Source organism: Exiguobacterium sp. s123, from assembly GCF_018617075.1.
Classification (GTDB): domain Bacteria; phylum Bacillota; class Bacilli; order Exiguobacteriales; family Exiguobacteriaceae; genus Exiguobacterium; species Exiguobacterium profundum.
The window spans coordinates 133,652-158,984 of record NZ_JACSJL010000004.1; the positions used below are offsets into that span (position 1 = coordinate 133,652).

Annotated in this window: 26 protein-coding genes and 1 other annotated feature; of the genes, 10 read left to right on the top strand and 16 right to left on the bottom strand. The window is 49.9% G+C overall.

Annotated features, from left to right (window positions below):
• Nucleotides 1-3 precede the first annotated feature (3 nt).
• Nucleotides 4-1,578 carry a glycoside hydrolase family 26 protein gene (locus tag KNO72_RS08680; protein WP_214757854.1) on the bottom strand — a complete coding sequence of 525 codons (1,575 nt, stop codon included), beginning with the start codon at nucleotides 1,576-1,578 and terminating at the stop codon, nucleotides 4-6.
• A gap of 93 nt (nucleotides 1,579-1,671) precedes the next feature.
• Nucleotides 1,672-4,494, bottom strand: a complete 2,823-nt coding sequence (locus KNO72_RS08685; protein WP_214757856.1) for an Ig-like domain-containing domain — start codon at nucleotides 4,492-4,494, stop codon at nucleotides 1,672-1,674.
• Between the two features lie 743 nt (nucleotides 4,495-5,237).
• Here KNO72_RS08685 and KNO72_RS08690 point away from each other — a divergent pair.
• The gene (locus tag KNO72_RS08690; protein WP_214757859.1) at nucleotides 5,238-6,365 is read left to right on the top strand and encodes an SH3 domain-containing protein; all 1,128 of its coding nucleotides are present in this window, start codon (nucleotides 5,238-5,240) and stop codon (nucleotides 6,363-6,365) included.
• Between the two features lie 108 nt (nucleotides 6,366-6,473).
• Here KNO72_RS08690 and KNO72_RS08695 read toward each other — a convergent pair whose 3' ends face one another.
• The 4 genes from KNO72_RS08695 to KNO72_RS08710 form a co-directional block, all read right to left on the bottom strand.
• Entirely contained in the window at nucleotides 6,474-9,161 is a 2,688-nt protein-coding gene (locus tag KNO72_RS08695; RefSeq protein WP_214757861.1) for a S8 family peptidase, read from the bottom strand.
• A gap of 108 nt (nucleotides 9,162-9,269) precedes the next feature.
• Nucleotides 9,270-9,716: a hypothetical protein gene (locus tag KNO72_RS08700; RefSeq protein ID WP_214757863.1), complete on the bottom strand. Its 447-nt coding sequence runs from the start codon at nucleotides 9,714-9,716 to the stop codon at nucleotides 9,270-9,272.
• A gap of 51 nt (nucleotides 9,717-9,767) precedes the next feature.
• Nucleotides 9,768-11,078, bottom strand: coding sequence for an Ig-like domain-containing protein (locus tag KNO72_RS08705; protein WP_214757865.1), 1,311 nt, complete (start codon nucleotides 11,076-11,078; stop codon nucleotides 9,768-9,770).
• A 168-nt stretch (nucleotides 11,079-11,246) separates the two neighbouring features.
• The gene (locus KNO72_RS08710) at nucleotides 11,247-11,621 is read right to left on the bottom strand and encodes a nuclear transport factor 2 family protein (protein WP_143180225.1); all 375 of its coding nucleotides are present in this window, start codon (nucleotides 11,619-11,621) and stop codon (nucleotides 11,247-11,249) included.
• Between the two features lie 163 nt (nucleotides 11,622-11,784).
• Here KNO72_RS08710 and KNO72_RS08715 point away from each other — a divergent pair, with 163 nt between their 5' ends.
• Genes KNO72_RS08715 through KNO72_RS08725 form a run of 3 tightly spaced genes read left to right on the top strand, consistent with a single transcriptional unit; the run spans nucleotide 11,785 to nucleotide 14,615 of the window.
• Nucleotides 11,785-14,016, top strand: a complete 2,232-nt coding sequence (locus tag KNO72_RS08715; protein WP_371815837.1) for a C40 family peptidase — start codon at nucleotides 11,785-11,787, stop codon at nucleotides 14,014-14,016.
• 12 nt (nucleotides 14,017-14,028) lie between these two features.
• Entirely contained in the window at nucleotides 14,029-14,313 is a 285-nt protein-coding gene (locus KNO72_RS08720) for a hypothetical protein (RefSeq protein WP_214757868.1), read from the top strand.
• 35 nt (nucleotides 14,314-14,348) lie between these two features.
• The gene (locus KNO72_RS08725) at nucleotides 14,349-14,615 is read left to right on the top strand and encodes a hypothetical protein (protein WP_214757870.1); all 267 of its coding nucleotides are present in this window, start codon (nucleotides 14,349-14,351) and stop codon (nucleotides 14,613-14,615) included.
• Between the two features lie 49 nt (nucleotides 14,616-14,664).
• Nucleotides 14,665-14,896 (top strand) — a binding site (T-box leader).
• Here the strand turns inward: KNO72_RS08725 and KNO72_RS08730 are convergent.
• Nucleotides 14,893-15,471 (bottom strand): DUF3885 domain-containing protein, encoded by a 579-nt coding sequence (locus KNO72_RS08730; RefSeq protein ID WP_214757872.1) that lies wholly within the window; start codon nucleotides 15,469-15,471, stop codon nucleotides 14,893-14,895. It overlaps the preceding feature by 4 nt.
• A gap of 44 nt (nucleotides 15,472-15,515) precedes the next feature.
• On the opposite strand from KNO72_RS08730, the gene trpE reads away from it, so the two are divergent.
• Nucleotides 15,516-16,847: an anthranilate synthase component I gene (trpE, locus tag KNO72_RS08735; RefSeq protein WP_214757874.1), complete on the top strand. Its 1,332-nt coding sequence runs from the start codon at nucleotides 15,516-15,518 to the stop codon at nucleotides 16,845-16,847.
• Nucleotides 16,844-17,419: an anthranilate synthase component II gene (locus tag KNO72_RS08740; protein WP_214687396.1), complete on the top strand. Its 576-nt coding sequence runs from the start codon at nucleotides 16,844-16,846 to the stop codon at nucleotides 17,417-17,419. The genes trpE and KNO72_RS08740 overlap by 4 nt, the downstream gene beginning before the upstream one ends.
• A 3-nt stretch (nucleotides 17,420-17,422) precedes the next feature.
• On the opposite strand, the gene KNO72_RS08745 is transcribed toward KNO72_RS08740, so the two are convergent.
• From KNO72_RS08745 to KNO72_RS08785, 9 genes are all read right to left on the bottom strand, one after another.
• Complete coding sequence (locus KNO72_RS08745) at nucleotides 17,423-18,118, bottom strand: ferredoxin reductase domain-containing protein (RefSeq protein ID WP_214757876.1); 696 nt, start codon at nucleotides 18,116-18,118, stop codon at nucleotides 17,423-17,425.
• Between the two features lie 17 nt (nucleotides 18,119-18,135).
• The gene (locus tag KNO72_RS08750) at nucleotides 18,136-18,888 is read right to left on the bottom strand and encodes an iron ABC transporter ATP-binding protein (RefSeq protein ID WP_214730299.1); all 753 of its coding nucleotides are present in this window, start codon (nucleotides 18,886-18,888) and stop codon (nucleotides 18,136-18,138) included.
• Nucleotides 18,885-19,943 carry an iron chelate uptake ABC transporter family permease subunit gene (locus tag KNO72_RS08755; RefSeq protein WP_031422516.1) on the bottom strand — a complete coding sequence of 353 codons (1,059 nt, stop codon included), beginning with the start codon at nucleotides 19,941-19,943 and terminating at the stop codon, nucleotides 18,885-18,887. The genes KNO72_RS08750 and KNO72_RS08755 overlap by 4 nt, the downstream gene beginning before the upstream one ends.
• Entirely contained in the window at nucleotides 19,940-20,944 is a 1,005-nt protein-coding gene (locus KNO72_RS08760; RefSeq protein ID WP_031422514.1) for an ABC transporter permease, read from the bottom strand. The genes KNO72_RS08755 and KNO72_RS08760 overlap by 4 nt, the downstream gene beginning before the upstream one ends.
• Nucleotides 20,945-20,953: 9 nt before the next feature.
• Nucleotides 20,954-21,964 carry a siderophore ABC transporter substrate-binding protein gene (locus KNO72_RS08765; protein WP_031422513.1) on the bottom strand — a complete coding sequence of 337 codons (1,011 nt, stop codon included), beginning with the start codon at nucleotides 21,962-21,964 and terminating at the stop codon, nucleotides 20,954-20,956.
• A 231-nt stretch (nucleotides 21,965-22,195) separates the two neighbouring features.
• Entirely contained in the window at nucleotides 22,196-22,423 is a 228-nt protein-coding gene (locus KNO72_RS08770) for a hypothetical protein (RefSeq protein WP_143404789.1), read from the bottom strand.
• Between the two features lie 102 nt (nucleotides 22,424-22,525).
• Nucleotides 22,526-22,819, bottom strand: coding sequence for a hypothetical protein (locus tag KNO72_RS08775; RefSeq protein ID WP_214683610.1), 294 nt, complete (start codon nucleotides 22,817-22,819; stop codon nucleotides 22,526-22,528).
• A gap of 5 nt (nucleotides 22,820-22,824) precedes the next feature.
• Nucleotides 22,825-23,112, bottom strand: coding sequence for a hypothetical protein (locus KNO72_RS08780; protein WP_012727171.1), 288 nt, complete (start codon nucleotides 23,110-23,112; stop codon nucleotides 22,825-22,827).
• A complete protein-coding gene (locus KNO72_RS08785) occupies nucleotides 23,109-23,675 on the bottom strand; it encodes a zinc dependent phospholipase C family protein (RefSeq protein WP_214757878.1) in 567 nt (188 codons plus the stop codon). The genes KNO72_RS08780 and KNO72_RS08785 overlap by 4 nt, the downstream gene beginning before the upstream one ends.
• Before the next feature lie 116 nt (nucleotides 23,676-23,791).
• On the opposite strand from KNO72_RS08785, the gene KNO72_RS08790 reads away from it, so the two are divergent.
• The 4 genes from KNO72_RS08790 to KNO72_RS08805 are packed head-to-tail and all read left to right on the top strand — an operon-like array spanning nucleotide 23,792 to nucleotide 25,329.
• On the top strand, nucleotides 23,792-24,319 hold the full coding sequence (locus KNO72_RS08790; protein WP_214757880.1) for a TetR/AcrR family transcriptional regulator: 528 nt from the start codon (nucleotides 23,792-23,794) through the stop codon (nucleotides 24,317-24,319).
• A 1-nt stretch (nucleotide 24,320) separates the two neighbouring features.
• Entirely contained in the window at nucleotides 24,321-24,629 is a 309-nt protein-coding gene (locus KNO72_RS08795) for a DMT family transporter (RefSeq protein WP_214683602.1), read from the top strand.
• 11 nt (nucleotides 24,630-24,640) lie between these two features.
• Nucleotides 24,641-24,973 carry a DMT family transporter gene (locus KNO72_RS08800; protein WP_214683601.1) on the top strand — a complete coding sequence of 111 codons (333 nt, stop codon included), beginning with the start codon at nucleotides 24,641-24,643 and terminating at the stop codon, nucleotides 24,971-24,973.
• A complete protein-coding gene (locus KNO72_RS08805) occupies nucleotides 24,970-25,329 on the top strand; it encodes a nuclear transport factor 2 family protein (protein ID WP_214683598.1) in 360 nt (119 codons plus the stop codon). Before KNO72_RS08800 ends, KNO72_RS08805 begins: the two co-directional genes overlap by 4 nt.
• Nucleotides 25,330-25,333: the final 4 nt, after the last annotated feature.

Genomic DNA, 25,333 nt, shown 5'->3' on the forward strand with positions numbered 1-25,333 from the left:
AAATTAATATGAAACAATACTTTTTCTATATCTAAGTTGTTTTAATGCTTCATAAGATGATTTCGAACTCGAAAATCTCAATCGATAAGGCAAATGATCTTGATCAAACCAAACTACTGCTTTAATTGAGGGAAATAAAGCTTGAGGAACTAAATAGGCATCATTTATAAATTTTGATTTTGGTGCATATTTATCTTCAACAGCTCCAATTTCCGCAATTATCATTGGCTTGTAAGGATACTTCGAACTCATTTCATAATAAATTGGTGAATAAACATTTTTAAAGTTTTGAGGTTTATCTTTACTTCTTGTTCCGTAGTTATATGCAGTAATTCCAATAAAGTCTGTTTTATTTGATCCTGGATAATACATAACATTATCATTCCACGATAAATCGGGTGAAGATTGCGAATTTGGATTGAACACAAACTTTGCATTTTTCACATTGTTTTTCTCAAAAATGTTGCGCACTCTTAAAAAGGCCAATTGATACAAATCTGAGTCATTGTAATTATTGCCTGGACCCCATTTACTCCAATTACCATTCATTTCATTTCCAATTCTAAATAGTACATCTCCTTTAGTTAATTTTGTACCTAGTGCCCAACTTTTTATATTTAAATCGTACTTTCCGGAAATCGTTTCACTCATTATATTTTTATTATTGTTGTTGGCAATTTCAAAAAGCATTGAAACCATTGGGATTTGCCCTTTTTCGCTAAATTTCCAAACTTCTTGATCAAAATTAGAGACTATCGATTTGTAAAAAGCTCTAACAACAGGCTTACCCTTAGTGTCACTTCTTAACTTGTTAAATTGATAATCAGTTTCTGTGTAAGCGCCTAACAAAATTTTACCAGTTGGAACTTTTAACAAACCTTTTGCAGTAGAGAAGTAAGTTGTTTTTTTGTAATTTTTAGCAAACTTTTTATTTTCCTCATATGTAATTGGAAATGCTTTCTCAAATTCAAAGTTTAAAATATTCCTTTCTAGCTCATCTTGATAATATTCTTTTCTTAATAAATTTGTCTTTAAATGAAGTATTTTAATTGAATCTTCTGTTTCTATGAAATAGTAAGTATATGAATTTAAATCGTTATTTATGGTGTTGATTTTAGGTCTTGAATATTCTACTTTATTAACAATGTAATCATTAATTTCCATTTTTTTCGTTGTGACTTTAGTATATTTTTTTAATAAGTCTAGAGTATGTCCATAAATATAAGATTTCGTTATATATTTTTCATAATTATAATTTTCGCTATAAAAATCAATTCTTGCGTCATGTTTAAAGAAACGCATAAAATTATAAGCATTATTGAAATTATAGTTCCAAGATTCATTCATGTAACCATTTATACCTAGATATGGATTATCAAAATGAATTTTATTATCTATCTTATTAAATGTAAATTTATAGTTTAAATTTTTGTTAGGCTGTTCTTTTTTTTGCTCATTCCACAAATCATAATATGAAAATTGAGAAGAAGAAGCAGCAGAAACTTTATTAACATAATTATATGGTGAAATAGAGATTATTATTACAAAAAAAACAATTATGAAATTAAAATTTCTCATTTATACCTTAACCCCCATTATTTAACATTAAATAATATTTTGAAACCCTTGCTCAGTTAAAACTGAGCAAGGGTTTTAAGACTAATTTTAAAATTATTTTACAGTGATAGTTTTGTTAAATACAGCTTGGTTTCCTTGAAGATCGGTTACTTCATCAGATGTCTCAGCAACAAGTTTAACTTGTAACTGATTAGCAGATGTAAATTTCAAAGTTTCGAGACCGTTTGCAGTTACAATTCCAGTGCCTTGAGCAATCAATGCATCTGTAGTTGCATTATACGATCCGTCGCCATCAACATCTACGAAGATCGTGTCAGCAGCCCCAGAAATACCTTTTACTTTAGTTACTTGAGCAGTAGCTACATACTTGTTATTTTCAGTTAATGAATTTGTAAATGTAACTACATCAGAAATATCTTTACCATTCAAAAGAATCTCAACATCATCTTTGTCAAAATGCTGAATAGCTTCACTGAATCCAAGAATTAATCCTGCTTCATTAGAAGCAATAACTGCAGAATCGAATGTTGGCTTAAGACCATCTGCTAAAGTAACATTTCCCGTTCCAACCGAAAGAATTGAGTTACCAGCATTATCACGGATACCGTTTACCGTAAATGGAGCTGTTTTAGTTGCAGAAATCTTTTCTGAAGGAATATGAACTGTAACTGCTACAGATGTAGCTTTTGAAGCCGGTCCACTAAGAACTGTAGTTACATAAGAACCTGCTGGTAAAGCTTTTCCATCCCAAGTATAGTTGTTGAGATCACGTACAGTTTCAAGACTAACTCCACTTTCAGGATCAGCAGCTGTGTAAGTTACAGTTTGCTCAAGTCCAGGAGCTGTTCCTTGTGCCGGAGGTGTAGAACCGTTTGCGATTGAAGATACAGTTGGACGAACATCGTCACTTGCAACATTGTTAACAACCACAAAGTTTTGAGTAGTTAACGCATTACCATTTGGAGAACCTGCTGTGTCAACTACAGTATTCGAGAGAAGACGTAATTGGTAAGTACCATCAGCAAGTCCTTGAGTAATAGTTAGTGTATCATCTTTAATGACTGCATTCACAGAACCAAGTGTAGTGTAATCAAGAGTGATGGTTGTAGCTACCCCAGTAGTTTGATTGATTGCTGTCACAGTCGAGTTGCTTCCTGCAGCAATATTTTCGCTGAATTTAGCAACAATTTTGCCGTCTTTGTACTCTACTGAAGAAAGTGTAGGTGCAATAACGTCCTTCTTGAAGATTACGCTAGTAGAATATGCAGAAATATTATTACCAGCAGTATCTTTAATGTCAGCATCTAGGAACAACAACGCACTGTAAGTATCAGTGTAGTTAAGGCTACCAGTTAAAATTACTGTTTTGGCATCAGATCCAGCAGTTGCAGTAAGGTTAGTTACTGTCCCAGATCCTGCTACCAAACGAGCTTTGTTTGCAAATGATGAGATATTCATGTTCTTATCGAACTTGACTTCTACTTTGTTCTCACCAATTACTTTTGTAGAAACGATGTTAGGTGCGACAGTATCCGCAGTTACAGTTACATTAGTTTCAAGTGGGTTTGGAGTGATGAAGTTGTTTGCGTAATCTTTAACGTTGATGATTTTAATCGTTGCAGTAGTTCCTGCATTCACCATCGCGCTTGAAGTTACAACCAATTCGTTCATTGAACCAGGTTTAGCAGCTACTGTAGCTGATACTCCGTTGACACTAACGATTGCTCCAGTAGCTTGAACAGGCTCATCAAATACTAAAGTAAATTTATCAGTAGCTGTTTTTGCTGATGCTGATGCTGAAACAAGCTTAGGCGCAACTTTATCAGATGCTTTTACAAGTTCCGAATATTTTTCAAGTGCAACACCTTTAGAATCTTTAACTGCATCAGATACAGTTACTGCATATTCACCATCGAATGTATTTGCAGCTGTGATCAAAAGGGTTTTTCCGTCTTCTGACAATTTACCAGAAAGTGTGCCAGCATTTACTGCTGTTCCTACAGTTGTGAAAGCAATATTTCGAACTTCGTCATTTGAGTTAAGAACTGTTGATGCTTCAATCGCTTTGTTGAATTTAACTTCAACCTGTTTAGCATTGAGTACTTCTACACCAGACACCATAGGTTTCTGTTCTTCAACCTTGAACTCCATCGCTGCAGTCTTCACATCGCCTGATTGAAGAACGAATGAGTGTGTGCCAGCTGGAACGTCTTTAGCTGAAACTGAAACTTTGCCGTCTTTTACTTCAGCAGCGATTGGGTCGAGCGCTTTCGACTCATCTTTACCAGGGTAGATTACGAGCTCAACTTTTTCGCCTTCTTTGAGGTTCTTCACGTCAGCAGAGACAGACAACATGTCGCCTTCTACTTCGTGCTTCACTTCAGAGAATTCTACTTTAGAAGCAACTACTTTGTATTTAACTGTTTTCGTAACAACGCCGTAAGCTTTGTTAGCGTAAGTGAGTGTTCCTTCGAACTCTCCAACTTTCTCAGTGCTGAATCCAGCTACTGAGAGTGGCTTGTTGTATACAACGCCGTCTGCGAAGAGAACTGGTTGAATACGGATTCCTGAAACAGGAACGCCTTGCTCGAATACGAATTCAGATTCAGGTTTGATTTCTTGTGCGTAGTTTAAGACGCGAAGTTTCTTCTCAACTTTGATGCCTTTTCCTTTAACGAAACCTTTCGCTGTTTGGAATACACCAAGTTTGTTCATGTCGATTGAAGATTTGTACCAGTGGATCTCGCTGCCCTTGTATTCTTTGTCAAGTGCTGCGTTGAGGTCTCCCCCACGTACGTAGTCCGATGAAAGACGGACCGTTGTTGATGCTGCGTCTGCCGTGATTGCAGGCGCTACTGCTGATGCTGCTACTGCGAACGCTGCCGCTGCAGTAACGAATTGTTTCTTCTTAGCCATCTGATGTAAATCCTCCCTTAGGTAGATAGGTTTTTCTACCGTCCTTGCCCAACCGATCTCGTTCGGAGTCATGTATCCATAACAATGAATAAAGTACTAATGATTATGTAACCGACTCTTCTTTAGACCGGGCGTTCTCCCCCGGTAGAAGTCTTTGCAAGAATCATCTTGAACAATTTACCAAGACTGTTCTTGGAAAACCTTACATCCATAATATACATAACACTTCCAAGCGACACAAGCGTTTTTTTTCGCAAAAATGGTAACGTTTTTGAATTTTGGAGATTTTAGTTTAATTCATTTTTAGGTTTACCTTTTTTGGAAATGTCGAAACAAGTCGATTTTTGTTGATTTCATGCGATTTAAGCTGAAATACTCGTTGAAAACCATTTTAATACCATTAATTACCTACAAAATTTATTTTACATTATTGATTTTATAGGACCAATCTTCACCAATGATATTTCCAACTCATAAAATCATTGACCTCTTTCACAAAACCAAACATATCCAAAATAGCATCCGTTATTCCAACTATACACGAATCGGCGACTGGTTCGGATGATTCATGCTCGTGAGGACTATTTGCCTAGCCTTGATTGACGATTTGGCACGATTCCTTACTCACCGATTCTGTCTTGAGAAACTGAAAAATCGATTCCCTTTTCGTCTGAAACGTGACGGATGTCTGGTAAGGGATTGTCCTATACTAAAAACAATGAAGACTTAAAGGAGATTCCACTATGCGACAACTACTGAAAGCATCCATCTCGTTCGGACTGATTGGATGCCTCGTCCTCTCACCGATCGAGTTCGTTCCCTCAACCGACCTAACTGTTCAAGCCAAATCAGCATCGACGACCGCGACGGCTGAACGGGTGACAACGGAGTATACGAAAGTGTACGCCTCTCGGTCGAAGAAGGCGAAGGTCATCCTCCCGCTCACGTTCGGTACGACCGTCTATCAGAATGCGACGTCCGGGAGTTGGACGAAGATCACCTATAAAGGAAGAACGGGATGGGTGCCATCAGTTACGCTCATGCCGTCATTGATTTCGACGGAGTATCTCGTGAACCGAACGACGGACTTGTACTCGACGTGGTCGACGAAAGGGAAACGGGTCACGACAGTGCGATCCTGGAGTCGCGTCGTCAAGACTGGGGAGTACGGCAAGTGGTCCCGTGTCCGAGTCGGTGGGAAGACAGGATGGTTGCCTACTTCTTATCTCCGTGCGCCGTATTCAAACAATCGGATCAATCGGACGGTCTATGGAAGTCACACATATGGAGTCGATACGCAGGCGGAGTATGATGCGGTCTACAAACGGGTGAAGGCGGAGTTTGATGCGAAGTATGATTCGGCTGAGTTTGGTTTCGACGAGTACATGTATCGTGTGCTAGATGGTGAGAGGGGTAACAGAGACCCAAACAGTCCAGAATACATGAACTTAAATAATGGTAGGCTGTTAAATGCTGAGGATGCCCTAGCACCTTACTTTGAAGGAAGAATGTCAATGAAGACGTATGAAAAGATGTACCGAACAGACAACTTTTTAAATTTCGTTCATTCTAAGTATCAATCAAATGATGTAGTTGGAGATAAAAACCTTAAATCTGCCTATGACGTGTTGTTCAGAGGCAAGAGCGACTGCGATTCGCTAGAGCAAGTCAAATCATTGGTATACGATTTGGCAGGAATAGATAACGTTGTCGTGGGTGACGGGGTAACCCATGCCGTCCTTATGTTTAAAGTTGATGAGGGTTGGATGGGGTCAGGTTCTAAAGCCTATACAAAGAGTGAAATTGATTCTATTAACTCTAGTAGTGTATACCTTTCCTACACACAGAAGGGCACTCGGATTTCATATTAATCTTGTTGAGAGGGGGCCTAACCCCCTTTTTGTTTTGTCCTCCTCCCATCCCATCAAAAAACGGGTATCCCGATCCCTCGGCATACCCGTCTCTTCTATTGAATTCCCTTATCGAACCGTCGTCTTGCTCATCTTGCCTGGACGACCTTTCAAGTCCTCGATGTGGACGTTGATCGTCTCGCCTTTCTTGAGCGCACGTGTCTTCACAGAGAACGTGCCGTTCGGGAGGACCGTTCCGCGTCCCAACAGTTGATATTTGCTGTTGCGGACGACGACACGCATCCCGGCGTCGCCGCGACCCGTGACCGACTTCGCGCCAGAACGGAGTGTGTTCACCGTCGGTTGGCCTGGACGTGCGCCGGCTTTCACGACGACACGTTCGCTCGTCTCATACTTCCCGTTCGTATAGACGACGCGAAGGACCGCTCCTGCTTTTTGCGGCTGAATCGAGAAGGCGGCAACGGTCTGTTTCGACGTTCCCCGTCCGATCAACTTCTCTCCTTTATACACGCGGACCGCCGTCCCCGACGTGACTTTCGTCTTGAACGTCGTAGAGTTGTCCTGTGCGTTCGCGCCAGAGGCGTTCAATTTAAGCATCGACTCGGCGCGATAGACGTTCGCCTTCCCGAATCCGCTCACCGGGTTGTAATAAGCCGGGAGCGTCATGCCCAATTCTTCTAACACATACTCGAACCCGTCACTCATGCGTGGGTCGTACGGTGCGTCCCCACCCGAGAAGGCAATCGGGTCCGCCGTCCGCTGCAAGAGCGTCCGTACGTCTTCGACCGAAAGATCCGGGTGATACGACTTGAGGAGCGCGACGGCTGCAGCGACGTGTGGGGTCGCCATGCTCGTCCCGTCCATATAGACGACGTTCCCGTCCGGTACGAGACTCGCCACTTTCGAGCCCGGTGCGACGACGTCGACCCCGATGCCGTAGTTCGAATAATCCGAGACGATCCCGAAGGCGTTCGTCGCGCCGACCGAGATCGTGTATTTCGATGATGCCGGATACGACACGCGTGACTGCGCATCGTTCCCTGTCGCCGCCACGATGACGACGCCACGGTCATACGCATACTTCAACATGTAACCGAGCGTACGGCTCTCGTTGCCGCCAAGGCTCATGTTGATGACTTTCGCCCCCGCGTCGACCGCATACTTGATCCCGAGTGCGATTTGGTCCGTGTCCCCAGAACCGCCCGCATCGAGCACTTTCACCGGTAGAATCGAGACGTTCGGGACGATCCCGCGCATCGAGACGCCATTGTCACGTGTCGCGCCGATGACGCCGGCGACGTGTGTCCCGTGACCGTGGTCATCGATCGCGTCGCCTTCCCCGTTCGGGTCGACGAAGTTCTTCGCGTTTGCGACATCGACCTTGCCTTTTAGGTCAAGGAGACGATGGTCGACCCCTGTGTCGAGGACGGCCACTTTGATCGACCGTTTCGGCAAGTTCAACGCCTCATACTTGTCGAGGCCGATCCCTGCATTCGCGAACGGCTCAAGAACCGACTTCTGGTTAATGGCCCATTGATAGTCGAGGCTGACGTCGGTCGCGAACGACTGATACGTCTGGACCGGCTCGATATACTCGACGTTACGGTCCGACTCGAGCGTCGACTTCGCCTGAGCCTGCATCTTCGTCGACGCTTCTTCCACATCGACGAGCGCGAAGTAGTCAGACGGTTTCCCGATGGCGATCCGCTCGGCCGAGACGTCGCTCATCGCGTTCATCTTGCCGATCGATGTGTTTGGTGACGATTTGTATTTGACGATGTAACGCGGTGCGTCACTGCCGTCCGTTTGAATCGTCATTCCGACCTTGCCGAAGAGGTCCGTCACCGGAGTCCCGGCGAGCGAGTCCATCTCGAGCGCTGTCGCGATCTCACCGATTTCGCCTTGTAGCGCAGCCGGTACGCTTGCGTCGACCAAGGCGTGGAGACGGTTGATTGCCGCCGCGTCCTGGGTTTTGAGCGTATACGCCTTCTTGTCGACGAGTGCCGTCAACAACGGACGGAGCGTCTTCAAGTCGGTGAGGGCAGCTTTCCGCTTCTCGCCGTCAAACGTGATCGCCTTGACGATATACGGTGAGGCACGGTAGTAAAGAGCCGACAAGTCGCGACCTTCCTGTGACGTGCCGAGTACTTCACTTTGGACGCGACGGATGAGTTTGAGCATCGAGTCACGTTCCGGTGCCGGTTGGACGATCGATTCGACGGCACACATGTCGCCGCCGACCTGCTCGTATTTGACCGGGAGTTTGACCGGGTTGACGACGAGCTTGATGTCTGACGCGAGATCCGGCATGCCTGGGTCTGTCGGCTCTTCCCCATCGACCGGGAGCACATCCCCTGGAATCTCTTCGCCTGGAATTTCTTCTCCGAGATCCATCGGCATATACTCGACCTTGATGTAGTATGGACCTTCCCATGCGAACGGGAAGTCGATCTTGGCCGTCTGTTCTTCCTCTTCCTTCGTCGCGCTCGCGCGGTAACGGTCGAACGTCTCATCCTTCGCCGCCATGTCGGCGCTCGGGTAGACGCTGATGTTCGCGAGCTTCGAAGATTCGAACGTGACTTCCATATGTGTCATCGCGGACGTCTCCCGTTCCATCTTGAACCAATACGTGTTGACCGGGTCCGTGCCGGTCGTGAATTCGACCGCTTCCCCCGGAGTGAGTAATGTGGCATTGGTCATCCCGTTTCCGCTGTCAGCGAGTGCTGGCGGCAGGAACGAAAGGACGAGGACGAGAACCGTCACCATCGCCACGAACTGCTTGAATCGTGCTTTCATGTTTTCCCCTCTTTCGTTTGTTCTGGAGCATGTGCCCCACATCGTTCTACGATACTTATCGGTTTATGTTTCAAAAATGTAACAAAAATGTTTCGACAAGATGTCGACTCACTCGTCGAACGATTGCTCGTTGCTCAATTTCTTGCGTTCGAGCACGCGATAATTGGCTTCATGGTCGGTCCGGTCAAAGAAGATCCCAGCGACCTTGATGAAATGGAAGTCGACCTTATTCCCGTATCGGTCGGTGTAGTCGATCTGCTCGATTCGTAAATAGCCATGGTCTTCCGTCGCGCTCGAGAACCGCTCGAACTTGAACCGGCGATCGATCACGAAATAAAAACGACCTTCCTCCATGAAATAGATTTGCTCGACACCGTACTTGTTTTTCAGATAACGCTCCGTCGAATTCTCACTCACGATGTTCAGCATCGTAGTGCACCAACCGAGGAGTAATAATAGAAGAAATACTTTCATCCACCATAGGAATCGATTCGATGAGATTGGGGGCACCGGCAGTGGTTTGAGCGAATAGATGAGATTTCGCTTGTCTTTCATGTTGCAACTCCGTTCACCAAAAAGACCGGTGTCTCCACCGGTCCTAAGGAATTAGTATCCTGCGTATTGGAGGGATTGGATGAATGCGCGTTTCTCCGCACCCGATAGGTTGAACTCGAGGTCGTAGTCCACACCTTGGACCATGACCGTGATCCGGTTTTCCGGACGGACGTACTTGTCGATGAAACTGATGAGTTTCGCATCTGGCTCGAACAAGTATGACTCTTCGACCGATCCATCCTCAAGCTCTTCATAGTAGACATCGTACTCGTCGATGTTTTGCGAATAGGTTGCACGACCGACACGGAGCGTCAACTTTTCAAATCCAGCGACCGAGCCATCCTCTGTGTAGCTGCTGAGGAGGAACCCGAGGCCCGACTTCGACGGATGTCCGAAGAAGAGTGGCACGAACGTGTCCGCGTATTTCGTCGTGGTATCTGCGTAGAAGACTTCTTTATGAACCGTCATCTTCATCCCTTCCATGTAGACACGATGGAAGTTGTTGTAGAGCGCGTGCTGGACGGTGATTGCCTTCGATTGGCTGACGTTTCCGGCACCGTCACGGATGACGAGTGACATCTTCTGCCCCATCGCTTGACGTGGGATCTTCACGATAAACTTCCCGGTCGACATGACCGGTGCCGTGTATGACTTCGTACCGATCTTGACGATGGCCGTCGCATATGGCTCCGCTTTTCCGAAGACGCCATATGATGCCGCCGTCACAGATTGAGTCAATGTCGCCGTTTTTGGTGCGACGCGGTCTTTGTAGACGCTACGTTTCGAGACGTCGCTCGTCGCACCTTTCGTCGTGATCGTCTTCGCCGAGAGCCATGAGTGGGCCGGTTGCGGTGCGATGCCACGACGGTAGAGCCCGTTCGCATCGAACTTCCCTTTATACGTGCTGCTGCCGATCGAGAGCTCAACGTATTGTCCTGGTTCCCCGACGACGCGCACTTCACGTGACGTCTCCGTCAACGGTTTGATGACCGGTGCGTCCGGACGTGCGTCTGGGTCTTCGGCGACGATGGCGCGTGTCGTCTCACTGACGTTGCCGCTCGCGTCGACGAGACGGACGTCGATGACTTTACCGACCGACTGTGGTGACATCTTGAAGACGGCCTCACCACCTTCGAGGATCGTACGGACGTACGTCTTGCCGTTGATCAAGATCTCCGCTTTCGCAGCCACTTCACCTGTGATCGTGAGTGATGTCGATGTGTGGAGTGGTGCCGATAATACAGGTGCATCAGGAGCAGTCACGTCTTCCGACGTCTCTGCGTTGACGATTGTCGAAGGCGCGATACCTCCGAATGCGAGTGTGGTCGCTAAGAAAAGTGCTGCATATTTCGGTTGCTTCATAATAAGTAGGGTCCCCCTCAAGAATAATGACAATCGTTTACAAAATTATTATAATCTGTCCTTTTTCAAAAGGGTACATAATTTTTCTAAAATAGGCATATATTTTTCAATTTCACATTTCCTTCATTTAATAAAAAAGGCACCCCACTGTTTGGAGTGCCTGAACGCTTAACCTTCGTTGATCATCGTCGCCTGTCCGCCTTGCCATAACCAGACGCCATCTTCTTTCACATAAAGATGAAGCATCCAGAACCGGCCTTCGTAGGCGTTCGTGCCGAGGATAAATTTTTCTTCTAACAAAAGTTGGACGACGGCGAGGTCTCCGCGTACCGTCTCATCGAACGTGACCGTGTCCTGTGCGATCCATTGAATCGCTGTCGGGTCGACGAACTGGTCTAAGAACGTCTCTTTATCGAACTGACGCCCGCTCGAATCGACATATCGGAACGAGTCGTGCATGAGCGCCCGCATCGCGTCGAGATCGCCGGCCACCTGATGGGCCGACCGGTCGTCAGAAAGTTGTTTCATGTTGAGTGTCTCCATCGTTGTCCCTTCCTTTCCCCGTTTATCATAGCACAGATGGTCGAAAACGAACGAGTGGAATGCTGATCACAGATTCCTTCAATCATTTCCCTTTTATCGAAATAAGCAACCTTTTTCATCTCCACTATGTATATACTAAAAAATGTAAATTTCATGAATCGAGGTGGAACGCTTGAAACGAATCTTCAGTTTGCTTGTTCTCTTTACTTTCTATTGGACTCTCACCGCACAGGCGGTCGGGTCCGACGCCATGCTCCCTGCCGGCACGACGCTCTATACCGACCCGGAGGAATCCAGCATCCTGCTCATCACGAATGAGCCGAAGCGTGTCGACATCCAGGACGTGACCGAGACCCATACGTCCGTCATGGTCGATACACAGAACGGATTCGTTCGAAATGACGCCTTATCATACGCTGTCACCCGTTACGTCCATACGGAGACAGAAGCACACGATGCTGCCGGAAATGTAGCCGCAACACTCGCCATCGGAACAGCCGTCGACGTCTTCGACCTCGAGGGCGACCATCTCCTCACGACGGACGGGACGTATGTCGCCCGTGACGCCCTCGGCGAGACGATGCCGGAAGCCGTGACCCGCTACGCGAAAGCAGGTGCGGTCGTCTTGTCCGCTCCAGACGGGGAAACAATCGCCGAACTCGAAGCCGGGCAGACGCTCGACGGTTTGGTAATCGGTTCGATGCTTCGTATCGAGACGGCGGACGGCTTCGGCTATGTCACCTTAGATGCGACGAGCACTCGTCCGATCAAGACGGGCACCCAGTTCGTCTTGACGACATCGCCTTACACCGATGCGTCCGGCAAGATCATCGGCTCCCTCGTCCGCGGTGAACAGACGAGCGTCTATGGCACCATCGGAGACAGCGCCCGGCTCTTCAAGGACGGCACCTACGTCTATATGAAACGCGACGTGCTCGCAGACAAGATGCCACGCTACACGAAGACAGGCAGCCGCTATGCGCTTGCCGCGATCAACATCTATCAGGACACGGACAAGAAACAAGTCGTCGGGTCGCTGAAACGAAGTCAGCTCGTCACCATTTACGGAACGGATGGCGACTTCACGCGCATCTATACGCGCGGCCAGTTCCTGTTCGTCGAGACGAAATCGCTCGGCACGACAAAACCGGCACCGCTCAAAACGGGACAACGGTACATCACGAAAAACACGCCGGTCTACGCACGGACGGTCCTGTCGTCGAAGACGTCCCTCAGCCTGAAGCGCGGACAACTCGTCACCATTTACGGGACAAAGGGCAACTATACCCGCATCTTCACACAAGGGAACTATTACTTCATCCTGACGAGCGTGACGAGCACGAAAAAACCGCCTCGCTTCGAATCGACGGGCATGCGGTACTCTCGTTATAACGAGGTTGAAGTGTATGCCTCGACGTCTGTCGTGAAACAAGTCGGCTCCTTGAAACGTGGGCAAGTCGTCGAAACGTTCGGGACGAGTGGATACTACACGCGCATCCGTCTGAACGGGACGTATCGCTATGTCGCGACGGGCTACCTCGCCGTCTCGAAACCGACCGCGAAACCGAAGGCAGGAACGGTCTTCTATACGCAGTTCAACGGGACGCCTTACTTCTCGGCTGACGTCGCATACGGTCGTCCGGCCGGCACGTTGCCACGCGGGACGAAACTCGTCGGGCTCCGCTCGATCGATGCCGACTTCTGGCACGTCCGTCTTCCGTCCGGGAAACGCGTCTACGTGTTGAACCCGTATATCGCCGAGACGAAACCGAAGGCGATCCAACCGGCGAGCGTCTATACGGCCGCCCACTACGGGACGACGAAGAAGACGCCGTTCTACGCCAACCCGAACGACACTCGTCCGATCGGCTATCTCGATGCCGGTCGTCGCATCTACCCACGTGGAAAGAGTGGCGACTCGTATCTCATCCAGTACGACTGGCGCCCCGTCTACGTCAAGACGAAAGACATCCGCATCAAGCAGGATGCCTTGTTAAAGAAACGGGACAACTCGCAAAAAGAGCGTCTGATCAATGCCGCCGTGAAACATCTCGGGACACCGTACACGTGGGGCTCGCAGTCACCGCTGAACGGTGGATTCGACTGTTCCGGTCTCATCCACTACGCGACAAACCAAGCCGGGAAGATCGGCGGTCGCACGAACGTGTCAGGTTACTGGCATAGCGGCCATTTCAAGAATAAACGGACAGGGATCACAAGTGGTCGTCGCGGAGACATCATCTTCTTCGCGGGCACGTACAAATCGGGTCCATCGCACATCGGCATCATGCTCGATGACGAGTTCTTCATCCATGCCGGGGGCGAGATGCTTCAAATCAACTCGATCCATGACCCGATGTGGCGCCCATACTTCCTAGGGTACAAATCGTTATAAGGGGGATGCTCCATGTTTGATTATATCGACCCGTTCTTATGGCAGCTCGTCATCGTCCCGTTTCTCACCCTCGGCGGCGGTGTCGTGGTCGCCATGATCATGAAACGAATTTGGATCGGCCCTGTGGTGACGTTCTTGTTGAACGCCATCATCGAATTGACGTACTTTGCCGTCTATTATGACCACAGTCCGTTTGATGTCAGCCATCTCAGTTCGTGGAATGTCATCTTCCCGCTGATTTCGCTCTTGTTCTCGTTCATCTTCGTCGGATTGTTGAAAACAAAAAAATCTGCCTGATGTGTCGTGATTACTCGTTATAAGGAGGACTCTCCATGTTTCACTATATTGACCCGTATCTTTGGCAACTCGTGATCGTCCCAACGTTGACGATCGGAGTAGGGGTCGCCATCGCACTGCGCCTAAAGCGTTTGTCTATCGCTCCCTTGGTCACCCTGATTGCCTACTTGGGCATGGAGTGGTTCATGTATCGGGGCACCCTCTTCTTCTATACAAAGTGGTGGCTCCTTCCCCTTTTGGCATTGGGGATCACGTTCACGTTCATCGGGAAACGTCAGGTGGGGCACGCTTCGGTCAAATGATGCTTGACAATGCATCTTTATCCCGTTAAAGTAACGATAACATTCATACGAACTCGCGATGAGAAAGAAGAGTAGCGCGAAGGGACGTCTTCAGAAAGCCGGTGGTCGATGCGAACCGGTGTCGTGCCTTGCGTGAATGGGCTTTTGAGCGTTCAGACCGACATGTAGGCTCTGACGGGTCCTCCCGTTATCGGGGACAGCGAATGATGGTTCGCGATGAGTGGGAAGACAAGGCGTCTTTCAACGAAGGTGGCAACACGGGGAATCTCCTCGTCCTTCATGTCCGATTGGGCATGCGGGACGGGGAGATTTTTTGTTTGAGTGATTGGAGGTGGGCTGGTGACGTACCACGGATGTACGCACCGCGGTCATCGTATACGAACAAGACGTGCCCCTCTCGTTCGTGGATGAACTGAACGAACGGATACGTTGTGAACTCTCCGTTCAAACGCGGCTTTGATTTTGTATAAAAATCTTGATAACAAATCGCCTCGAGGAGTCGTCGCACACGGATTGCGGACTTGTCTGCTACCGGCACGGTGAACATCCATAACGGTTCGTCATCGAACATGCACAATGTGGCGGTCGTCTTGAAGCGCACCGATTTGTCCCGGATGTAACGGAACAGACGGGTCGGTTTGACAGGCTGTCCATATACATGCCAAACGATCCGAATGGGGTCGCCCTCTTCGAACAACGCATCAAACAAATGCTGGGCACGACGGACGACTGCCTCAAAATATTCAAGATTCAGTTCATCGGATTTGATATCAACGTAAGGTGACAGCGTGTCCTCGAGTTCGATCTGCTCCGTCAACGCTTCACCTGAAAATTGGTCAGGTCGTAAGACTGACATCGGCATATCCCCTTTCTACTACCCATTATAAGGAGGTTTTTTCAATGCAACAACGGATCATTAATGGTGACGAACTCACACCGGTGGCAATCTTCCACCGACTACAAGGTGAGCGAAAGGTATTACTCGAAAGTCGTGCGGAAGGCAAGCACGGCCGCTACTCCATCATCGCGGCGAATCCGGTAGAGACGATCCGGGTCGACGGGAACGATGTGACGGATGCAACGGGAACAATTTATGCGGACGACCCGCTCCATGCCCTGTCAAAACGCATCACCCGTGACGACTTCACTGCCCCCTACCCATTCATCGGCGGTGCCGTCGGCTATATCGGCTACGACTTGCTTCGCGTATATGAACCAATCCCGAACACGCCGACCGTGACGCGTGATTTGCCGGACGCCCTCTTCCAGCGCTATGAGACGGTCGTCTTATACGACCACCTCGAGGAACAGGTCATCCTGATCGATACGAGTGAGACGGATGCGACCACGCGACTCGAGTCCATCCGGGAACAGCTCGAGACACCGGAGACGCACGCCCTCGAACCGGTCGTCCGGACGAGCGAGCGCATCTTGACACCGAAAGATGAATTTATTGACCGTGTGCTTCAGGCGAAAGAGGCCATCCTTGCGGGCGAGGTGTTCCAACTCGTCTTGTCGCAACGAATCGACGCGACGTTCACCGGGGACCCGTTCCACTTTTACCGGACGCTGCGGAAACAAAATCCGAGTCCGTACTTGTTCTACATCGACCTCGGGGAAGCGATCGTCCTCGGTGCTTCTCCTGAAAGTCTCGTCCGGGTCGAGAACGGCAAAGTGACGACGAACCCGATCGCCGGGACACGCCCTCGTGGGAAGACCGTCGAGGAAGACATGCGTCACGCGGAGTCACTCCTTCAAGACGAGAAAGAACTCGCCGAGCATCGGATGCTCCTCGACCTCGGACGAAACGATATCGGGCGGGTCGCGAAAGTCGGTACGGTCACCATCCCGAAACACATTGAGCTCGAACGGTTCAAAAACGTGATGCATCTCGTCTCGGAAGTCGAAGGAGATTTACGTGACGATGTGACCCCGATCGATGCGCTCCGTGCCTGTCTTCCGGCCGGTACCGTCTCCGGAGCTCCGAAGATTCGGGCGATGCAGTTGATCGATGAGCTCGAGACGGTGAAACGGGAAGTCTATGCCGGGGCGGTCGGCTATCTCGACGTTCGGGGCGGATTCGACTTCGCCCTCGCCATCCGGACGATGGTCGTCCAAGGTGACACGGCCCATGTCCAAGCCGGCGCCGGCATCGTCTATGACTCCGACCCGGTATCGGAATATGAAGAAACGCTGCATAAAGCCAAATCCCTATTGGAGGTGTTCGCATGATTCTCCTCATCGATAACTACGATTCGTTCACATATAACGTCTATCAAGACGTCGCCCGCTTCAGTGACGTCTGCGTCATCCGGAACGATGAACATACTATAGAAGAAATCCGTCGCATGAACCCGAGTGGCATCATCCTTTCTCCTGGTCCCGGCGGTCCACCAGACGCCGGTGTCTCGCTCGCGGTCGTGCGACAACTGTCCGGGTACATCCCGATTCTCGGGGTCTGTCTCGGTCACCAGGTCATCGCTGAGGCGTTCGGCGGGATTGTCGGTCGGGCGAACGAGGTGATGCATGGGAAAGTCTCACGGATCAATACGGTGCCAGGCGTCCTTTTCGAAGGATTGTCGATGGACGTCATGCGCTATCACTCGCTCGTCGTACAAGAGACCGAACTGACGGTCACGGCCGAGACGACAGACGGTGTCATCATGGCACTCGAGCACCCGACGCATCCGACGTACGGTGTCCAGTTCCACCCCGAGTCGATTGGGACACCGGACGGACGTGGCATCTTCGAGCGCTTTGTCCAACTGTGCACGAAAAAACCGGGGCACGTGTCCCCGATTTGAGTATCAGCCTAAAAAGTCTTCTCGCTGAAAATCATGTTTGTCGATCTTGATGTTGTTACATGCCACCCCGTTCGTCCGGAGCACGTGGATCGTTTCACGCAACAGCTCGTCACTGCCGACGATGTAGAACAAGGCGTCCTTGTCGGATGCCATCATCTCCACGCGCTCGTAGTAGTCTTTCCGACTCGGGACGAACTCTGACGTGAAGTGCTCGTTCGATTCGAAGACGTCACCGAACAGATACGCCTTCGACGAATCGACGTTTAACGAATGGAGGTGCGGGACACCTTCCCCGTTCGCCAAGTACTCGAGGACGACTGGACGGAATGTCGCGAGTCCGACACCTGCCGATAAGAGGTAGACATTCTTCCCGCTCCGTTCGAGTGGGACGTTCGAATGTGTCTTGAACAAGGCGACCTTGTCCCCCGGTACCATGTCGCGAAGAATCGATTTGAACGTCGAGCATTCGGATTTGATGCGGGTCGTGATGCCGATCGCCCCTTCGTTCGGCAATGTCGAGATCGACATATGGCGGACGAGGCTCCGGTCCGGCTTGTCCCCGGCGTTGAACCCTTCGAGCGCGAGGTGCGTGTGCGCCCCTTCCTGCCACGTGAACTCAGGTGGCAAGGCGAGATGGAACGTGTATGTATCCGGTGCCTCGGCCACGACTTTGGTGATCGGTGTCCAGTCAATTTTCATGTGAATCCTCCCTTTCGTTAATACACCGCAATCGGCCCATATGGCCCTTCGATGATTTCCAGTTTCGTCTCAAAAATTTCGGATAAGATCTTTGCGTCCATGATCTCATTCACCGTTCCGAACGCAGCGATCTGTCCGTCTTTCATCGCACAGATGCGGTCCGAATATTTCGCCGCGAAGTTGATGTCGTGGAGCACCGTGACGATCGTCCGTCCGAACTCGTCGGCGACGTGGCGTAAATACTCCATCATCTGTACCGAACGGGCGATGTCCAAGTTGTTGAGCGGTTCATCGAGGAGGACGTATTCCGTCTCCTGACAGAGCACCATGGCCACATAGGCACGCTGCCTTTGTCCTCCTGATAGCTCGTCGAGATAGCGGTTCTCGAGCGCGGTCAAATCGAGGAAGTCGATATATTTCGAGATGATTGCCTCGTCCTCTTTTGTGAGACGTCCTTTCGAATAAGGGAAACGCCCGAACCCGGCGAGTTGTCGGACCGTGAGCCTTGTCACGAAGTGATTTTCTTGGCGCAGGATGGTGATAATTTTCGCCAAGTCTTTCGACTTCGTGCTCGACACGTCCATGCCGGCGACTTGGATCTGCCCCTCGTCTAAGTTGAGCAACCGTCCGATCATCATGAGCGTCGTCGATTTGCCCGCCCCGTTCGGCCCAATGAGTGAGGTGAACCCGGCTTTCGGGATGTCGAGCGTGAGCGGTCCAATCTGGACGTCGTCTGTATACGATTTTTTGACTTGTTCGATTTGAATCATAGCGACCTCTTCCTTAGAATGACGGCCAAGAAGATGAGTCCGCCGAACAATTCGATGATGACGGAGACGACACTTGGCGTCTGGAATATGTGATACATAAAGAAATATGCGCTCGTCAGGACGAAGAACCCTAGGGCGAACGCCATCGGAAAGACGTACTTATGGTCATACGTCGAGGCGACCTGATAGCTGAGCGTCGCGACTAAGAATCCGAAGAACGTGAGCGGCCCGATGAGCGCCGTCGAGACGGACATGAGGAGTGAGATCAGGACGAGCGTGTAGATGACACTCCTCCGATGGTTCACCCCGAACGTCGTCGCGACGTCCTTGCCGAGTGCGACGATATTCAAGCGATTCGAGAACAGGAACAAGAGTGTCCCGGCGATGACGACGATTGGGATGACGATGGGAAAGTACGCCACGTCGGCATTCGTCACCGAACCGAACAGTCGCGCCTGCAGGATATCGAACTCGGACGGGGCGAGCATTCGGCGCATGAACGATGACACCGAGTTCAGACCCGTCCCGATGATGATCCCGATGAGCAGCATGAGCTGCAGGTTGGCGTATTTCCCTGACAAGAGCCATCCGTAAAGGAGGAGACTCATCGTCACCATGAGGCCGACCTGTGTCAAGAAGGCACTTGTCCCCGAGAAGCCGATCAACGCCCCTGCCCCGAAGAAGAAGACCATGCTCGTCTGAATCGTCGAATAGAGCGCGTCGAATCCAAGTAGCGATGGCGTGATGATACGGTTGTTCGTCACGGAGTGGAATGCGACCGTCGCAAGACTTTGACAGAGTGCCGCAATCAACATCGTGACGATGGCGACGATTCGCCGTTCCACGACCGGCACGAATGACGGAGAGTCCATCGGGACCGGATTGTTATAAAGGAGAAGCCCGAGCGCACACAACAGTCCGCCGAGAATGAAGGCACTTAAGAAGAGCCAATAGCGCCTGCTCGCCCGTTTCGATTGAAATGCCGAGGCGTGACGTTCTTCTCTCAATTCCCCGATTGATACGTCGACACCGTCTCGTTCCATGACCGTACTCATCGAACCCCTCCCTTCTTCCGTTGTCGCATCAAGATCATGATGAAGACGATTGCACCAACCGTCCCGAGAATCAGTGAGACCGGGAGTTCGAACGGCATGATGATTGTCCGTGAAATCAAGTCACTGACGAGAATCGCCCCCATCCCGACAAGACAGACCCATGGCAGGTTGCTGCGCAAATCATCCCCGCGGAACATCGAGACGAGGTTCGGGACGATGAGTCCAAGGAACGGTAAATTCCCGATGACCGTCGCCACGACACCGACCGATAAGGCGATGAGCCCCGTCGCCATCATCATGAGCTGGTTATAGTTCACGCCGAGACTCGTCGCGATGTCTTCCCCTAACCCCGCGAGCGTCAAGCGATTCGCCAGTAAGAAGATGAGTACCGTCACGACGATGATGACCCATAGATACTCGTAGCGCCCGATTTGCACCGAGGCGAACGAACCGACGAACCAGCCCTCAATCGCCTGGCTTGCTCGGAAGAACAGACCGAGGAACGTCGAGATAGCGGAGATGACCGCCCCTAACATGAGCCCGATGATCGGTACGATGAGCGATGAACGGAGTTTGACCGAACGTAAGAACCAGAAGAAGACCATCGTCCCGATGAACGAGAAGACGATCGCCCCGGTCATCCGCATCATGAGGCTCGGTGCTGGTACGAGTAAGTAAACGGTGAGCAGTCCGAGTCCCGCCCATTCGAGCGTCCCCGTCGTCGTCGGTTCGACGAGTCGGTTTTGCGTGATGAGCTGCATGACGAGCCCCGCCATCGCCATCGCCGCACCCGTCAGCATGAGGGCGACCGTCCGTGGGACTCGGGTGATCCAAAACATATCGAAGCCGTCTGTTCGTGACAGATCGTACACCCCGGTAAAGAGCGACAGCACCGCCAAACCGAGGACGATGATCACGGTGAACACGAACGACTTCGTCCACAATCTAGAAAAGGAGGGCTGAGACATCGTCTCAACCCTGGCTGTCAATGGTTTTTGCATGACGGAACCTTACTTCGCAAGCGCTTCCGTGACACTGTTGAAGAATTCCGCGTACGTTTGAATCGATTCGTTCAAGTACGTGTCTTTCGGTGCATAGACGATTTGCTCTTTCGACACAGCCGTCGTCTTTTGAAGCGCCGGTGCGTTGTCGATTACGTCTTCTGCTGGTACTGCGCCTTCTGCGTCACCGAGTGGTGCGTCACGGTCGAGAACGAACAACCAGTCTGGGTTGCTTTCTGCGATGGCTTCGACGGATACTTCGTCACCTTCGTGGTCACCTGTCTTCTTCTCGACTTCAAGGGCTGGGACCCATCCGAAGATGTCGTACATCGGTCCGAACACGCGTCCCGTTACCGGTGCTGAGAATCCGATGTCTCCACCCGATACGATGACCGACATGATTGTATCTTTTCCGTTGTATGCCGCTTTCGCGTCTTCAATCGACTTGTCGAGGTCAGCGACGATCGCTTCGGCTTCTGTGTTTTTGTCAAAGATTTTTCCGAGTGTGAGCGTCGTGTCTGTCAATCCTTTGACTAAAATTTCACCCGGTGTTCCTGAATCTTCTGGGATTTCGATGTTCAAGTCGATGACCGCTGCTTCTGGTACTAACTTTTTGATGTCCTCGTAGTAATCTGCGAAACGTTGACCGACGATGACGACGTCCGGGTCAACTCCTGCAATCGCCTCTAAGTTCGGCTCGAAGTGCATGCCGACGTCCGCGATGTCTTTGTCTGATGCATATGGCGACTCTGCTGGAAGGAGTCCGATCGGTGCCGCCACCAAGTCGATGTCCCATGCTGCCAATGTTTCAAACGTCCGGTTATCCAGGGCGACGACCTTCTCCGGGTTGACCGGTACCTCGATTGTGCCGTGTGCGTCTGTAATTTCGACCGTCTCTGTCTTTGTTGCGCCGTCGACGTTTTCTTCTTTCTTCGTCTCACTCGTTCCGCCACATGCGGCGAGTACGAAGACGAGCAACGTCAACATGAGTGAAATCTTGAATTTCCCCACTTCATCCATCTCCTCTGTATGTAAGTTTCAATGATCCTCGCACCAAAAAACGAGCCACGTTGGTTATGTATGTCTATTCTCGCATTCTCGTTATCAGTGATAATGATTATCATTGTCGTTTTCATCAAGTAGCATAACAAACAAAAAAAGGATACGCAATGCCAATTTGACAAGATTCGGATAGGAAAATTTTTCTTTCTATAGATGCACGCACAAAAAAGAAAGTGGAGGTCCACTTTCTCAAACGAAGTAATAGATGATGCCATCCGTAAAATAATCGAGAGCTTCAAGTAACGTGAAAAAGATTGATACGATCAAATAGATGATTCGTTCATCTCGTTCTAAGCGTCTCCAAATAAACAATAGGATAACCAATCCAATTGGTCCAAAAATCAGACAACCAATCAAGAATGGGACTACTTGAGCCACAAAAGGTAATTTTTTCTCGTTCTCAGTCATTTCACTCATGCCTCCGAGATCCCGTTCGCCAACAGCAACAGGAAAATCCAAATCGAGAGCGGAATCATCAAGCCGATTGTCGTAAAGAAAGTGGGAAATTCACTTTCAAAGTTACTCATTGTCATCACGATTTCGTTTTCGATTGAGAATGATGTACGTTACGAATAAGACGAACGTATACGCCGCTGAGAAAATCACGATACTCAACAATCCGTCCGGTATGAGTTTCCTGATGAAGAACAACGAAAACACGACCGAGAAAAACAAATACGGTCCTCGATCGTCAGTCGGCGTGTCTCGCCAGTAAATGATCAAGATGAGAAGCGCGAGCGGGCCGCAAAGGGCATACAAAAAGAAAAACGGCACGCGGCGCATCAAAAATGGAGTTGGTTTAGGCAGTTCCATCCCACTCATGCCTCCGAGATCCCGTTCGCCAACAGCAACAGGAAAATCCAAATTGACAATGGAATCATCAACCCGATTGTCGCAAGCAGCGTGTAGATTTTAATGATTCGATCCTTCGTGAACAGACCCCAAATCAACGTGGCGAACAAGGCGATGTCAATCGCGAGATATACCCAAATGACCATCATCAATTCGAGATTCGGGAATACCCGACCGTTCAAGGTGAGGAAGGTGATCACCGTCACGATAAAGAGTCCGAGCGTTGCGTATAGTGGTGCGTATCGCTTGTTCATACGAGCATCGCCCGCTTCCGTTTGACCATCTCCAGGCAGCGACGGACACACGTATCAACGTAACCATCCAATTGATGCGGGAGGAACATCGTGTATGTCCCCTCCTCCGTCATCGCCGCGTCCCGCTCGACTTTTTCGACCAGTTCAACGAGCTCTGGATTTCCTTTCAAGCGTTCAAAATCGAACGTCCCGAGGCGTTCCGACAGCCGAGCATTGTACGCATCAAAGTCCGCATAATAGGCCGCCTGTTTTGACGGGTCCTGGGTGATGAGCTCTTTCAACCACCCTTTATAAAACCCCTGCAACCAGACCTCATCCGCGACGAGATGCGCGTAATAGCCGAGTCGATACGAGAAGTCTTCCTCCTTGCTGTCAATCCAATATTGGGAAAGATCTAAACGACGAGATAAATCATCATGGCGTCCTGCGTAGTAATGGGATGCCTCTTTTTCAGTCGTTGCATCCGGTGCGAGACTTCCGAGCAAAAATGCGACCTCATCCACCTCCGACAACGCTGGTAACATCTCGTTCGCGATGACGAGATGCATCAAATGTGAACCCATGTCACGCCCCCCTTTTCCCTGATTATTCCATCAACGTTCTATCTCGACAACCCCTCGTAAATTTTGATAGACTTACTTTACTGAACGGTCAGTAAAGTTATGAGAGGTGTGATGGGATGAGTAAAAAACAATTGTTGCTACAGACTGCCGCCCAGATGATTCGAGAAGACGGAATTAGTCAGTTGTCGCTCGAACGGTTGGCGACGAAAGCAGGAATCACGAAAGCCGGGGTCCTCTATCATTTCGACAATAAGGCCAACTTATTGCGCCAGATGAACGAGCTCGCCATCGAGACGTTCGAGAAACGAATCAGTGATCATCTATCGGACGGTCCATATTCGTTTACCCGTGCCTATGCACTGGCGACATTAGATGATGTCGATCACGGAGATATGGACCTCGTCGCCGTCTTCATCTCCTCACAAGAAGATGCGACGAGCGAGTCGATTTGGAGTGACGTGTCGACCGGTTGGGACGAGCGATTCGCTGCCGACGGACCGGACCAGGATGCGATTTTGAAACTTCGTCTCCTCTGCGACGGCTTTTGGTTCGCTGTCTTGTATGGATATAGCGAGTCGTTCAAGGACCGTGCGGCGACACTCATTCGGGAAGCATGTGACGAGTTGATTCAAGGAGGATTGTAATATGGGATTCATCTATTTGATTGGGGCCATTGCCTCGGAACTGTTCGGGTCGAGCATGTTGAAAGTGAACGCCACCTCGACGAGTCGACTCCCGATTCTCGGCGTCGCCTTCGGTTATGGGACGGCGTTTTATCTCTTATCACTTGCCCTCTTCACCATCCCGCTCAGCTTCGCGTATGCGTTTTGGAGCGGGGTCGGGACGGCACTCACGGCGGTGATCGGATTCGTCGTCTTCCGGGAACAAATCAGCCGTCAAAAAATTGCAGGGATCGGGCTCGTCATCATCGGGCTCATCTTGATGAAAGTGTGAGGTGAATCGGAATGAAAGCCTATCTTTTACTGTTCTTTTCTATCGGATTTGAGGTGCTCGGAACGTCGATGTTGAAACTGTCGGATGGATTCACGAATCTCGTGCCGAGTGCCATCCTCTTGGTCAGTTTCGCCGCCTCGTTCACCCTCATGGGCATCGTGTTGAAAACGATCCCCCTCAGTATCGCCTATAGCATCTGGGCTGGACTCGGGACGGTGGCGACGGGACTCATCGGAGTGTTCATATATGGGGAAGTTCTCTCGGCATTGAACGGCATCGGTCTGTTGTTGATCGTCCTAGGCGTCATCGTGATGAATCAACGAAGAGAGGAAGTCGTGACATGAACGAGTTGGCAGATCATCTTCAAACACTAGAAGAAGCGTTATTGACGACGGAAGTCAGGCAGTCGACGGAGCGATTGCGTGAACTGTTGACCGACGACTTCTTTGAAATCGGTAGCTCGGGACGGTTGCTGTATCAAGACTGGGATCAGACGACACTCCAGCTCGACCCGATCGAGGCGGAGTTATCCGAATTCACCCTGCATCCGTTGACGGAAAGTCACGTTTTGGTAACGTACCGTCTCGTTCAACCGGTATTGAATCGCGAAACACGTCGCAGCTCGATATGGGTATTCGTGGACGGACGTTGGAAGATGCGGTTCCATCAAGGCACGGCTGTCCCACCGAAGGCAACTTGATTGC

Excerpts from the sequence above, each read along its gene's own strand:
- KNO72_RS08710 (WP_143180225.1), bottom strand. The coding sequence starts at position 11,621 with ATGGAGACACTCAACATGAAACAACTTTCTGACGACCGGTCGGCCCAT.
- KNO72_RS08800 (WP_214683601.1), top strand. The coding sequence starts at position 24,641 with ATGAAAGCCTATCTTTTACTGTTCTTTTCTATCGGATTTGAGGTGCTC.
- KNO72_RS08690 (WP_214757859.1), top strand. The coding sequence starts at position 5,238 with ATGCGACAACTACTGAAAGCATCCATCTCGTTCGGACTGATTGGATGC.
- KNO72_RS08795 (WP_214683602.1), top strand. The coding sequence starts at position 24,321 with ATGGGATTCATCTATTTGATTGGGGCCATTGCCTCGGAACTGTTCGGG.
- KNO72_RS08740 (WP_214687396.1), top strand. The coding sequence starts at position 16,844 with ATGATTCTCCTCATCGATAACTACGATTCGTTCACATATAACGTCTAT.
- KNO72_RS08775 (WP_214683610.1), bottom strand. The coding sequence starts at position 22,819 with ATGGAACTGCCTAAACCAACTCCATTTTTGATGCGCCGCGTGCCGTTT.
- KNO72_RS08785 (WP_214757878.1), bottom strand. The coding sequence starts at position 23,675 with ATGGGTTCACATTTGATGCATCTCGTCATCGCGAACGAGATGTTACCA.
- KNO72_RS08725 (WP_214757870.1), top strand. The coding sequence starts at position 14,349 with ATGTTTCACTATATTGACCCGTATCTTTGGCAACTCGTGATCGTCCCA.
- KNO72_RS08720 (WP_214757868.1), top strand. The coding sequence starts at position 14,029 with ATGTTTGATTATATCGACCCGTTCTTATGGCAGCTCGTCATCGTCCCG.
- KNO72_RS08765 (WP_031422513.1), bottom strand. The coding sequence starts at position 21,964 with ATGGATGAAGTGGGGAAATTCAAGATTTCACTCATGTTGACGTTGCTC.
- KNO72_RS08805 (WP_214683598.1), top strand. The coding sequence starts at position 24,970 with ATGAACGAGTTGGCAGATCATCTTCAAACACTAGAAGAAGCGTTATTG.
- KNO72_RS08730 (WP_214757872.1), bottom strand. The coding sequence starts at position 15,471 with ATGTCAGTCTTACGACCTGACCAATTTTCAGGTGAAGCGTTGACGGAG.
- KNO72_RS08695 (WP_214757861.1), bottom strand. The coding sequence starts at position 9,161 with ATGAAAGCACGATTCAAGCAGTTCGTGGCGATGGTGACGGTTCTCGTC.
- KNO72_RS08750 (WP_214730299.1), bottom strand. The coding sequence starts at position 18,888 with ATGATTCAAATCGAACAAGTCAAAAAATCGTATACAGACGACGTCCAG.
- KNO72_RS08680 (WP_214757854.1), bottom strand. The coding sequence starts at position 1,578 with ATGAGAAATTTTAATTTCATAATTGTTTTTTTTGTAATAATAATCTCT.
- KNO72_RS08780 (WP_012727171.1), bottom strand. The coding sequence starts at position 23,112 with ATGAACAAGCGATACGCACCACTATACGCAACGCTCGGACTCTTTATC.
- KNO72_RS08700 (WP_214757863.1), bottom strand. The coding sequence starts at position 9,716 with ATGAAAGACAAGCGAAATCTCATCTATTCGCTCAAACCACTGCCGGTG.
- trpE (WP_214757874.1), top strand. The coding sequence starts at position 15,516 with ATGCAACAACGGATCATTAATGGTGACGAACTCACACCGGTGGCAATC.
- KNO72_RS08685 (WP_214757856.1), bottom strand. The coding sequence starts at position 4,494 with ATGGCTAAGAAGAAACAATTCGTTACTGCAGCGGCAGCGTTCGCAGTA.
- KNO72_RS08790 (WP_214757880.1), top strand. The coding sequence starts at position 23,792 with ATGAGTAAAAAACAATTGTTGCTACAGACTGCCGCCCAGATGATTCGA.
- KNO72_RS08770 (WP_143404789.1), bottom strand. The coding sequence starts at position 22,423 with ATGAGTGAAATGACTGAGAACGAGAAAAAATTACCTTTTGTGGCTCAA.
- KNO72_RS08705 (WP_214757865.1), bottom strand. The coding sequence starts at position 11,078 with ATGAAGCAACCGAAATATGCAGCACTTTTCTTAGCGACCACACTCGCA.
- KNO72_RS08755 (WP_031422516.1), bottom strand. The coding sequence starts at position 19,943 with ATGAGTACGGTCATGGAACGAGACGGTGTCGACGTATCAATCGGGGAA.
- KNO72_RS08760 (WP_031422514.1), bottom strand. The coding sequence starts at position 20,944 with ATGCAAAAACCATTGACAGCCAGGGTTGAGACGATGTCTCAGCCCTCC.
- KNO72_RS08745 (WP_214757876.1), bottom strand. The coding sequence starts at position 18,118 with ATGAAAATTGACTGGACACCGATCACCAAAGTCGTGGCCGAGGCACCG.